The following is an 11,505-nucleotide window of genomic DNA, read 5'->3' on the forward strand; positions in this document are numbered from 1 at the left end:
CCTTTATAGCTGCATGAAAAGCGTCCGGCGAACCCTCGCCGGACGCATCTTTTCTTGAGGATACGCCCTTGCCGCACTGGCTCCAACTGATGGCGGAATCGCTTCCCTCGCTCCTTTGGGCCGGGCTGATCTTCACCATTCCCCTCACTCTGCTTTCCTTCGCCTTTGGGCTGATCCTGGGCCTGATCACTGCGATTGCCCGCCTGTTCGGCCCTGGACCCGTTGCAGCCATTGCCCGCTTCTATGTCTGGGTCATCCGCGGCACGCCGCTGCTCGTCCAGCTCTTCGTGATCTTTTACGGCCTGCCGAGCATCGGCATCCTGCTTGACGCCTTTCCGGCAGCACTCATCGGCTTCACACTGAATATCGGCGCCTACAGCTCCGAAATCATCCGTGCTGTCATATCTTCCGTGCCGAAGGGTCAATGGGAAGCAGCCTATTCGATCGGCATGAGCTGGCGCCAGGCCATGAGCCGCACCATCCTGCCGCAGGCCGCCCGTGTCGCAGTGCCGCCGCTCTCGAATACCTTCATCTCGCTGGTGAAGGACACCTCGCTCGCTGCCGCCATTACCGTGCCGGAGCTTTTCCAGGCCGCCCAGCGCATCGTCGCGACCACCTACGAACCGCTGATCCTCTATATTGAAGCGGCGCTGATCTATCTCGCCTTGAGCTCCGTACTCTCGGCGCTGCAGCAGCGGCTGGAGCGCCGCTTCGCGCGTTATGGTGGGATGCTGGAGGCAAATGCATGATCGAGCTTTCCAATATCGAAAAGCGCTTCGGCGACGCGGTCATCCTGAAGGATATCAGTATCCGCATCCCCGAAGGCAGCGTCACCGCCCTCGTCGGCCCCTCCGGTGGCGGCAAGAGCACCCTGCTCCGCTGCATCAATCTCCTGGAGATCCCCACCGTTGGCACCATTCGCCTCGGCGAAGAAACGCTCTCTTTCACGCCCGGAAAGCGTGTCGGCTGGCAGGCGATCCAGAAGATCCGTCGCCAGACCGGCATGGTGTTCCAGAACTTTCAGCTCTTTCCGCACCAGACGGCGATCGAAAACGTCATGGAAGGTCTGGTCACGGTCCTGAAATGGCCAAAGGAAAGGGCGCGCGAACGCGCCATGGAGTTGATGACCAAGGTCGGCATGGCGCACAAGACCGACGCTTGGCCCTCGACACTCTCCGGCGGCCAGCAGCAGCGCGTGGCAATCGCCCGTGCGCTTGCGCCGTCACCGCGTGTCCTGCTCTGTGACGAGCCGACATCCGCGCTCGATCCGGAACTTTCGGCCGAAGTAGTAGACGTGCTGGGCCAGCTTGCCCGCGAGGGCACGACCATGGTCATGGCGACCCATGATCTTCGCCTCGCCTCCAAGATCGCCAATGACGTGGTTTTTCTCGAGGCCGGTAGCGTGGTCGAAACCGGCAGCGCCAGGGCGATCTTCAATACACCGGAGAAGGAACGCACCAAGCGCTTCATCTCCACCATTAACGCCGCTCATACCTACGATATCTGAGCCAATGCCGGGATGTGAGCATCCCGGCATACGGAATTCCGATCAGGCGGACGTAACGACGGCACGCGCTGCCTTCAGCGCATTGCCCCACCAGGTCAGCTGATCGAGCAGGTTCTTGGCGGCTTCATTCAGATGCGCGTAATCGCCGAGGCTCTTGCCTTCCTTCAGAACGGCAAGATATTCGCTGAACGCGATGTGAACCCCCGTCCTGACGGAAGCTGCACTCATTTCGACGAAGACCAGGCGAAGCTGCTCGACGGCGCGTGCGCCGCCGACGCCGCCGTAACCGACGAAGCCGACCGGCTTCTGGATGAATTCGCCGAGATCGATCGCGTTCTTCAGAACGGCCGTCGGAGCATGGTTATATTCGGCGACCGTGAAGATGAAGCCTTCGAATTCGCGCAGCTTCTTCTTCCAACGCTCGGCGGTTTCGCTTTCCGCCGTGGTGGCGCGCTCTTCGCCGAAGAAATGCATGGGGTAGTCGAGAAGATCGAGAACTTCGACTTCGAGATCGGAACGCTGGCCGACGAGCTCGGCGATCCACTTGGCCGGATGCTCGGCAAAGCGGCCAATACGCGTGCTGCCGACGATGACGGCAATCTTCAACTTGCTCATGAAATGATCCTGATTGGTCTTGGGGGCGGTGAGGGGAGCCGAACTCTATGAGAAAGCCTCCCCGCCCGACAAGGCGAGAAGGCTGCTAACTTATCGAAAAATCAGCTTTTTGATCGGCCGATCGCACACATTCGGGTGATCGCGGAAACGGCCGCCCGTTCCGAGCTCATCCCGCGTAGACGACGAGCAGATCCTTGGCATCGATCTGGTCGCCGGCCTTGACGAGGACTTCCGAAACGGTCCCGTCCTTCTCCGCATGCAATGCCGTTTCCATCTTCATCGCCTCGATGGAGACGAGTACGTCACCGGCACTGACGACCTGGCCTGGTACAACGAAGGCCCGTGATATGACGCCTGGCATCGGCGCACCCACATGGGTAGCATTGCCCGGCTCCGCCTTGCGGCGGGCAGCAGCGCCCGAAGCACCATGGGCCCGATCCGGCACCTTGATGCGGCGCGGCTGGCCATTGAGCTCGAAGAAGACGGTGACCATGCCCTGGCTGTCGGTGCCGCTCATTGCCTGATTGACGATGACGAGCGTCTTGCCCTTCTCGATATCGGCAAACAACTCTTCGCCATCGGCGAGACCGTAGAAGTAGGCAGGCGTCGGCAGAACCGACACGGGGCCATAAGTGTCCGAAGCCAGCGCGAAATCGGTGAACACCTTCGGATACATGAGATAGGAGGCGAACTCGAAGTCGCTGACCTCACGCTCCAGCTTGGTCTCGATAGTCTTGCGCTCCGCATCGAGATCGGCATCATAAAGCAGCGATCCGGGGCGCACCGTATAGGGCTGTTCACCCTTCAGAGCCTTCTTCTGCAGCGCTTCCGGCCATCCTGACGGCGGCTGGCCGAGATCGCCCTTCAGCATGGAGACGACCGATTCCGGGAAGGAAACTTCCTTCTCGGCGCTGACCACATCGGCGACCGTCAGGTCCTGGCTCACCATCATCAGCGCCATATCGCCAACGACCTTGGAGGATGGCGTTACCTTGACGATATCGCCGAACATCTGGTTGGCATCGGCATAGGCCTGGGCGACCTGGTGCCAGCGGGTTTCGAGCCCCAGCGAACGAGCCTGTTCCTTGAGGTTGGTGAACTGACCGCCCGGCATTTCGTGCAGATAGACTTCCGAAGCCGGCCCCTTCAGATCGCTCTCGAAGGCTGCATACTGGTTGCGAACTGCTTCCCAGTAGAAGGAGATGCGGCGGATCCACTCCGGATCGAGGCCCGGATCCCGCTCGGAACCGCGCAGCGCTTCGACGATAGAGCCGAGGCAGGGCTGCGAGGTATTGCCTGACAGCGCATCCATCGCCGCATCGACAGCATCGACGCCGGCATCCACGGCTGCCAGAACAGTGGCCGCGGCAATGCCCGACGTATCATGCGTGTGGAAATGGATCGGCAGGCTGGTCGCTTCGCGCAGCGCCTTGAACAGTACCTTGGCCGCGGCCGGCTTGAGGAGACCTGCCATGTCCTTCAGTGCGATGATATGTGCACCGGCCTTTTCGAGCTCGACGGCAAGGTCCGTATAATATTTCAGGTCATACTTCGGGCGGGCCGAATTGAGAATATCGCCCGTATAGCAGATCGCTGCCTCGCAGAGCTTGTTCTCCTCGGCCACCGCATCCATCGACACGCGCATGTTCTCCACCCAGTTCAGGCAGTCGAAGACGCGGAAGAGATCGATGCCGCCCTTGGCGGCCTGACGGACGAAATATTTGACGACATTGTCGGGATAGTTCTTGTAGCCGACGCCGTTTGCGCCACGCAGCAGCATCTGCAGGAGCAGGTTCGGTGCCGCCTCGCGGATCAGCCCCAGGCGCTCCCACGGATCCTCGGTTAGGAAACGCATCGAGACGTCGAAGGTGGCGCCACCCCAGCATTCCAGCGACAGCAAGTTCGGCAGCGCATGCGCATAGGTGCCGGCAATCTTGGCAATGTCATAGGTGCGCATGCGGGTGGCGAGCAGCGACTGGTGGCCGTCGCGCATTGTCGTATCCGTCAGCAGCACCTGCTTTTGCTCGCGCATCCACTCGCCGAATTTCTTCGGGCCGAGCTGGTCAAGAAGCTGCTTCGTGCCATCGGGGATCTTGCCGCCATCAATATAGGGCACGATCGGATTGGCAGCGTCCTCCGACGGGCGCGGGCGGTCCTTTGCTTCCGGGTGGCCGTTGACGGTGACATCGGCGAGATAGGTCAGAAGCTTGGTGGCGCGGTCCTGACGCTTGACCTGCTGGAAAAGTTCGGGCGTCGAGTCGATAAAGCGGGTCGTATAGCTGTTATCCCTGAACTTCGGATGCGTAATGATCGCTTCGAGAAAGGTCAGGTTGGTAGCAACGCCACGGATACGGAATTCACGCAGTGCGCGGTCCATGCGCGAAATGGCTTCCAGCGGATTCGGCGCCCAGGCCGTCACCTTCACCAGCAGCGGATCGTAGTAACGGGTGATGATCGCGCCCGTATAGGAGGTGCCGCCATCAAGACGGATACCGAAGCCCGATGCCGAGCGATAGGCGGTGATGCGGCCGTAATCCGGGATGAAATTGTGCTCCGGGTCTTCCGTCGTGATACGGCACTGCAGTGCGTGGCCGTTGAGCCGGATATCCGCCTGCTTCGGCACGCCGGATTCCTCAGTGCCGATCGCAAAGCCGTCGAGGATATGAATCTGCGCCTTGACGATATCGATGCCGGTGACGACTTCGGTGACTGTGTGCTCGACCTGGATGCGCGGATTGACCTCGATGAAGTAGAATTTGCCGGTATCGGCGTCCATCAGGTATTCGACGGTGCCGGCGCCGACGTAGTTGGTCGCCTGCGCGATCTTCAATGAATAAGCAGCAAGCTCCTGACGCTGCGCTTCCGAAAGATACGGGGCGGGGGCGCGTTCGACGACTTTCTGGTTGCGGCGCTGGATGGAGCAGTCGCGCTCGAAGAGATGCACGACATTGTTATGTGTGTCGCCGAGGATCTGGCTCTCGACGTGACGAGCGCGCTCGACGAGCTTTTCGAGATAGACCTCATCCTTGCCGAATGCGGCCATCGCCTCGCGCTTGGCTTCCGTTACCTCACGGGCCAGATCGGCTTCGGAGCGGATGACGCGCATGCCACGGCCACCGCCGCCCCAGGATGCCTTCAGCATCACGGGATAGCCGATCACACCGGCCATCTTGGCAACTTCCGCCATGTCGTCCGGCAGCGGCTCGGTCGCCGGAACAACGGGAACGCCGACGGAAATGGCAAGGTTGCGTGCCGCCACCTTATTGCCGAGTTGACGCATCGTATCGGCCCTCGGGCCGATGAAGGTAATGCCCGCAGCGTTGCAGGCATCGACGAATTCGGGGCTTTCCGAAAGCAGGCCGTAGCCGGGATGAATGGCATCAGCGCCGGAAAGCTTGGCAACACGGATCACTTCGTCGATCGAAAGGTAGCTTTCGATCGGTCCGAGATCGCGGGAAAGATGCGGACCGCGGCCGACTTGATAGCTCTCGTCGGCCTTGAAACGGTGCAGCGCCAGCTTGTCTTCCTCAGCCCATATCGCGACCGTTTTTATTCCGAGCTCATTGGCCGCGCGGAAGACGCGGATGGCGATTTCGGAACGGTTGGCGACAAGGATCTTCGATATGGGCAATGTACTCTCCTCAAAGCACGAAAAAACGGGCAATGCTGCACCCGCGAAGAGAATTCTTAACGTGCTGTTACAGAAAGTTCAATTTCCCTCATCTCGAGGAAATAGAATTTCTCTAGATCTCAGGTAATCAGACCATACCGGAAAGCAAGTGCCACGGCCTGCTGCCGGTTCTTGGCCCTGAGCTTATCCTGGAGGCCGTTCATGTACCAGTCGACTGTATGGTTGGAGATCTTCAGATGTTTGCTGATTTCCATCGAGGTCATGCCTTCGGCGAGATAATGGAGGATTTCCATTTCGCGCCGGGTCAGCTGCGTATCGGTTATCGGCACCGTTTCCAGTGCTGCAGCCTCTCCCTGCAGATCGAGCAGCCGCCAGAAGGCCTTGCGGGCAATCGCCTCGAAAAGGGAGATTTCCGCTGGTGAGAACTCCACGGGCTTGCCAGCGAGACTGAGGCTGCCGAGGATGCCGTTTCGTCCGTAGATCGGGAACACATAGCCGTCTTCCAGACCATGGCCGAAGGCGTCGACCATCATCTGCTCCATGCGGCGCTGATGCGGATCATCACGAAAGGCAGCCATGCTGTCACGCCAGCGGAAGGGCCGTTGCGCGCGAGCAAGATACCGTACGGTCGGATCGACGAGCACATATTTTTTTACCGCATAAACGTGTGACCACCTGTCCGGCCATCGACTGGCCATAGTCACACTCCATGGGTTGTCTCCCTGCTTGGGATGGCGAAGCAGCCCATAGAAATCGAATCCGCTCGCGCGGATCACCTTGTCGAGTTCATCGACAGCACGTTCGCTGTCGGAATGTTCCTCTAGAGTGACAAGCAATTGAATTAAAGAATGAATTTGCACAAAATGCCCCTTGCCCGGACCAATGAGGCCGCCGGAGCAGGCCTTGATAACCCGCCACTGAACGGTCTTTACAAAAAATTACAGTTCACAAACTGGATGGTGCGCTAGACGCTCCAGGTAATGCAAGCGCAAATTGTTACGATCTAAGCCTAAGCAACAATTTCGAAACTATGGCCAGTTATCGCACTGGCGACTGCGCCAGAAGGCGAATTTCGAAGCCGGACCCCAAACCTGAATATCCTGTTAATCGTCGGTTCAGGTAGATTTCTGTAGCATCGCACCATCCCGTTTTTCGCAGATGCAAAAGAGGTCCCGACGTGTCGTTATTCAAGGTCTATGCAAGGGCTCTGCGCTATCTTGGCGCCTACAAGCTCCGCGTATCCCTCGTCGTTATCGCGAATATCGTATTGGCGGCCATCACCATCGCCGAGCCGATCCTGTTCGGTCGTATCATCGACGCGATTTCCGGCAAGGGTGAAGTCAAGCCGATCCTGATGATGTGGGCGGCATTTGCCGTCTTCAACACCATAGCTTTCGTTCTCGTGGCGCGCGAAGCCGACAGGCTGGCCCATGGCCGCCGCGCAACGCTTCTGACGGAGGCTTTCGGTCGCATCATCTCCATGCCGCTTTCCTGGCACCACCAGCGGGGCACATCCAACGCGCTGCATACGCTGCTGCGCGCTTGTGAAACCCTGTTCGGCCTGTGGCTGGAATTCATGCGCAACCATCTTTCGACGGTCATTGCGCTTGGCCTGCTTATCCCGACTGCAATGTCGATGGATCTGCGTCTCTCCGCAGTCCTGATCGTACTCGGTATCGCCTATTGGATCATCGGCCGCGTGGTCATGAGCCGCACCAAGGACGGCCAGGCTTCGGTCGAAAACCACTATCACACCGTCTTCGGCCACGTCAGCGATTCCATCAGTAACGTATCGGTGCTGCATAGCTATAACCGCATCGATGCTGAAACGCGTGCATTGAAGTCCTTTGCCGACCGCCTGCTGCAGGCGCAGTATCCGGTGCTCGACTGGTGGGCGCTTGCGAGCGCGCTGAACCGCATGGCCTCCACGATCGCCATGATGATCGTGCTCGTCATTGGCACCGTGCTTGTTCAGAACGGCGAACTGCGCGTCGGCGACGTCATTGCCTTCATCGGCTTTGCCAATCTGCTGATCGCTCGCCTTGACCTGATGCGTCAGTTCGCCACGCAGATCTTCGAAGCCCGTTCGAAGCTGGAAGACTTCTACAATCTGGAAGATTCCGTTCGTGAACGCGAGGAACCGGCTGGCAACGGCGAGATCAAGGACGTCAAGGGCGATGTCGAATTCAACGACGTTTCCTTCGGCTTCGCCAACAGCTCGCAGGGCCTGCACAACGTCTCCTTCAAGGTGAAGGCCGGCCAGACGGTTGCGATCGTCGGCCCGACCGGCGCCGGCAAGACGACGCTCGTCAACCTGCTCCAGCGCGTCTACGACCCGCAGGGCGGCCAGATCCTCGTCGACGGCCATGATATCAGCAAGGTCACGCGCAAGTCGCTGCGCCGCTATATCGCTACCGTCTTCCAGGATGCAGGCCTGCTGAACCGCTCGATCAGCGACAACATCCGCCTCGGCCGCGAGAACGCTTCGGAAGAGGATATGCGCCGTGCCGCAGAAGCCGCTGCCGCTGCCGACTTCATCGAGAACCGTGACGAGCAGTACGAAACCCATGTCGGCGAGCGCGGCAACAAGCTCTCCGGTGGTGAGCGCCAGCGTATTGCGATTGCCCGCGCCATCCTCAAGGATGCGCCGATCCTGGTGCTGGACGAGGCGACTTCCGCCCTCGACGTCGAGACGGAAGCGCGCGTCAAGGCGGCAATCGACAACCTGCGCCAGAACCGCACCACCTTCATCATCGCTCACCGTCTCTCGACGGTCCGCGAAGCGGATATGGTGCTGTTCCTCGACAATGGCCGCATCGTCGAGCACGGCAGCTTCGATGAGCTCAGCCATTCGAACGGCCGCTTCGCTGCTCTGCTCCGCGCCAGTGGCATCCTGACGGACGACGAAGTCCGCAAGGCTCATGCGACGGAAGCAGCCTGATCGGCTCGCAAGCGAATGACAAAAAGCCGGAAGGGCATCGCTCTTCCGGCTTTTTTGTTGGTTGGAATTCCACGTGAGACACTGACGTCAGGCCCACTCGTCATTTGCGACGTCGATCGCAGTACCGAGCTGACCTAGGCTGCCTCTTCATAGACAAGATCGGGCGCGACGATCCATTCACCCTGCTTGAGAGACAGGACATCCAGTCTGCCGCGGCCGTCTCTCGCAGCGACGCCAACGAAGCGGTAGCGGCTGCCGTTCCTGTCTATAACCAGAGCGGAAATCGGTTTGCCGCGAAGATGGCCGACCACAGGGCCGTCAGTCTTGGCCGCGTCTATCAGGAAATATTCGTGTGGGACATTACGGCTGACCATCAGGACCGCCCCCCGCCCCGGATGATCGTGCTCGCGGTCGTCTTGGTTCCCGCGTGCAGCACGACATCTACCCGTCCAGTCTCAGTCGACGCGGGCTTGCGGACAAACTGTTTCGTCTTCTTGATCTCGACAACGAACGGCTTTCGCTGCGGCCTCATGATCTGTCCTTTCAGTTTGAAGTGAATGTCACCCGAAGATGCATTCGACCTGTCCAAGTCGCCCGAAATCGGCGGCCAGATGCTGACCGGGCCAGACCTGGAGAATGGCGGTGCACGATCCCGTGGCGACAATATCGTTGGCTTGAAGCTGCCTGCCGTTTGCAGAGAGCCTATCTGCCAGCCAGGCAATCGCATTGAGCGGATTGCCCATGACTGAAGCTGCTGTCCCGGCAAAGACCGTCTGCTTGAATAGGAAAGTCGTAATCTCGATGGCAGCAAGGTCAGCGGGCGACAACGTTCCGGTATGATCACCACAGATGGTCGCGACATGCAGACCGAAATCGGCGATCGCGGCGTTGTCTCCCACGAAGACACGCCGCGTCCGCCGCCCGAGGATGCCGATGGCCGGCCGGCAGTCGAGCACGGCGTCGGCAGCAGTATCGAGATTGATCGGTTCTCCGGCCTCCGGATAGGCCCGCAACATCTTGAAAACCAGTTCGCACTGGACACCGATTGTGCCGGTCGGAAGCCGGAATTCCTTGGTAGCGGCAAGCAGAGCGGAAGCGGGAATCTCGGAGTAGATCGGCCTCTCAAGGCCGAGGACGCGGCGCGATTCCTCGCTGGTGCCGACAAGCGCATAGCCCTTGCGCTCAAAGCCCAGCGCATCCTGCGCAATCGCCTGAATGTCGTAAGCTTCACGTTCGGAGGAGATCAGGTCAAGCGGAAGGTCGCAGAGTTCGTTGCGCCAACGGCTCTTGGCGAGAATGTCGGCGGTGGCGTCCTTGAGTTCGAAGTACATCGTCGTGCTCCCTATCATTGGCATTGCCTTTGGGAGCAAAGATGGATCGAGGCTCGTAGCCGTTCCATTCCTGATGAACAGCGAAAAAATCAAAATCTCATAGTGATCGCCGAGGGATCGTCGTCACGGTTTCTATCGTAGCCTTGCACGCGTCTCGCGGCAGGCCCATGGCCGTCTGCATCGAACCGGCAGCCTCTCGACTGCCGGCTTACTCAGACCCCAGGAAGCCTTGCCTATTTCCGTTTGTTGTGGCCGTAAGTATCCACCGTGCGGTTGACGCGGACCGGCACCGGGATGGCGCCGCCGGCGAGTGGCCGGGCCTTTTCCTGTTCGCGCTTATATTCAAGATAATAGGCATAGGCGAACTGCGCTGCGATGCCGGCAAGCACGAAGATCGGGCCGATGATCTGGTCGCGATTGGTGATGTAGAGCAGCACTTGGCCGACCATTGCAAGGATGGTGCCGGCGACAAAGATGTTCAGCGAGTGGCGGCCGAGGATTGTCAGGGGGTGATCGGCCGGGCGACGGAAAGCCTGTGACACCGCTGGAATGTTGATCACCAGATAGGCCAGCGCCAGTATGTGCAGAAGACGTGGCAACGACAGAAATGTCTTGTCGAAACCGGTCAGCACTGCAGGCAGGCCAAGCGCGGCCAGATAGTTGCCGAGATCCCAGAGACGTGCCGTCACCCAGATGAAGGAGAGCACGACATAGCCCAACGACAACGCGAAAAGCAGCGGATGGTGGGGAAGCGTGCCGCCGCGCTTTATATGCATCATCGAGACGATGCCGATCGTGAAAAGGAACTGCCAGGAGAAAGGATTGAGGAACCAGTCTCCCTCGAACAGCATGTTCTGCGGCGCGATCTGATAGATACCTGCAAGAAGCCAGACCGTTCCGGAAACGGCAAGCGCCAGCAACGTGCTTTTCTCGTTCAGAAGCAGGATCAGCGGCACCATCAGCATAAGCGCACCGTACATCGGCAGGATATTGTTGTAGCCGATCTGATGGCCGAGCAGGAGCAGCGCTGGAATGCCCTCCTTCAGGTTCATGAGCACCGCCAGAATGTTGATCTCGACCAACAGGCCCGGTCGGTGAAACAGCCAGGCGCCGCAGATGAAGAGCGCGAGCGTCACGAAAGTGGTGATCATATGGGCAAGATAAAGTGTGAAGGCACGCTTTGCCGCCTTGATCGCCACCTCCAGGCGCTTACCCGCCTTGAAGCGCGAACCATAGGCAAGGCCGACTGCGATGCCCGAGATCAGCACGAAGGCTTCGGCGGCATCTGAAAAACCAAAATTCTTGGTCGTAATATATTCGAAAATTTGCCCCGGAACGTGATTGATGAAGATCGTTATGAGTGCAAGACCACGAATGACGTCGAGCCTCGTATCACGCTTGGACGCCGCTACTGACATGGAAGTTCGTTGGGCGCCAATGGCTTTGGTCGGCATACCTGCCATGGTGTCTCTCCTGTTAT

Annotated in this window: 9 protein-coding genes; 3 read left to right on the top strand and 6 right to left on the bottom strand. The window is 59.3% G+C overall.

Features of this window, described 5'->3' with window-relative positions; translation table 11 throughout:
* Positions 1-68 precede the first annotated feature (68 nt).
* Both FHT93_RS23200 and FHT93_RS23205 read left to right on the top strand, forming a co-directional pair.
* Entirely contained in the window at positions 69-749 is a 681-nt protein-coding gene (locus tag FHT93_RS23200; protein ID WP_112970740.1) for an amino acid ABC transporter permease, read from the top strand.
* Positions 746-1,507, top strand: coding sequence for an amino acid ABC transporter ATP-binding protein (locus tag FHT93_RS23205; RefSeq protein ID WP_112970739.1), 762 nt, complete (start codon positions 746-748; stop codon positions 1,505-1,507). Before FHT93_RS23200 ends, FHT93_RS23205 begins: the two co-directional genes overlap by 4 nt.
* Positions 1,508-1,549: 42 nt before the next feature.
* On the opposite strand, the gene FHT93_RS23210 is transcribed toward FHT93_RS23205, so the two are convergent.
* The 3 genes from FHT93_RS23210 to FHT93_RS23220 form a co-directional block, all read right to left on the bottom strand.
* Complete coding sequence (locus tag FHT93_RS23210; RefSeq protein WP_183849633.1) at positions 1,550-2,122, bottom strand: NAD(P)H-dependent oxidoreductase; 573 nt, start codon at positions 2,120-2,122, stop codon at positions 1,550-1,552.
* A 166-nt stretch (positions 2,123-2,288) separates the two neighbouring features.
* A complete protein-coding gene (gene pyc, locus FHT93_RS23215) occupies positions 2,289-5,753 on the bottom strand; it encodes a pyruvate carboxylase (RefSeq protein ID WP_183849635.1) in 3,465 nt (1,154 codons plus the stop codon).
* A 119-nt stretch (positions 5,754-5,872) separates the two neighbouring features.
* Entirely contained in the window at positions 5,873-6,613 is a 741-nt protein-coding gene (locus FHT93_RS23220; RefSeq protein WP_112544853.1) for a LuxR family transcriptional regulator, read from the bottom strand.
* A 317-nt stretch (positions 6,614-6,930) separates the two neighbouring features.
* Here FHT93_RS23220 and FHT93_RS23225 point away from each other — a divergent pair, with 317 nt between their 5' ends.
* The gene (locus FHT93_RS23225) at positions 6,931-8,694 is read left to right on the top strand and encodes a glucan ABC transporter ATP-binding protein/ permease (RefSeq protein WP_112544854.1); all 1,764 of its coding nucleotides are present in this window, start codon (positions 6,931-6,933) and stop codon (positions 8,692-8,694) included.
* Positions 8,695-8,828: 134 nt separating this feature from the next.
* Here the strand turns inward: FHT93_RS23225 and FHT93_RS23230 are convergent, their stop codons facing one another.
* From FHT93_RS23230 to opgC, 3 genes are all read right to left on the bottom strand, one after another.
* On the bottom strand, positions 8,829-9,068 hold the full coding sequence (locus FHT93_RS23230) for a hypothetical protein (protein ID WP_112544855.1): 240 nt from the start codon (positions 9,066-9,068) through the stop codon (positions 8,829-8,831).
* A 186-nt stretch (positions 9,069-9,254) separates the two neighbouring features.
* Positions 9,255-10,025, bottom strand: coding sequence for a hydratase (locus FHT93_RS23235; RefSeq protein ID WP_113204290.1), 771 nt, complete (start codon positions 10,023-10,025; stop codon positions 9,255-9,257).
* A gap of 233 nt (positions 10,026-10,258) precedes the next feature.
* Positions 10,259-11,488 (bottom strand): OpgC domain-containing protein, encoded by a 1,230-nt coding sequence (gene opgC / locus FHT93_RS23240; protein WP_113013364.1) that lies wholly within the window; start codon positions 11,486-11,488, stop codon positions 10,259-10,261.
* Positions 11,489-11,505 lie beyond the last annotated feature (17 nt).

Origin of the sequence: Rhizobium sp. BK379 (assembly GCF_014193955.1) — a bacterium.
In the GTDB taxonomy this organism is placed as follows: domain Bacteria; phylum Pseudomonadota; class Alphaproteobacteria; order Rhizobiales; family Rhizobiaceae; genus Rhizobium.

Bases quoted from the DNA above. Each gene is read 5' to 3' on its own strand.
- FHT93_RS23205 (WP_112970739.1), top strand. From the start codon at position 746: ATGATCGAGCTTTCCAATATCGAAAAGCGCTTCGGCGACGCGGTCATC.
- FHT93_RS23230 (WP_112544855.1), bottom strand. From the start codon at position 9,068: ATGGTCAGCCGTAATGTCCCACACGAATATTTCCTGATAGACGCGGCC.
- FHT93_RS23235 (WP_113204290.1), bottom strand. From the start codon at position 10,025: ATGTACTTCGAACTCAAGGACGCCACCGCCGACATTCTCGCCAAGAGC.
- FHT93_RS23210 (WP_183849633.1), bottom strand. From the start codon at position 2,122: ATGAGCAAGTTGAAGATTGCCGTCATCGTCGGCAGCACGCGTATTGGC.
- opgC (WP_113013364.1), bottom strand. From the start codon at position 11,488: ATGGCAGGTATGCCGACCAAAGCCATTGGCGCCCAACGAACTTCCATG.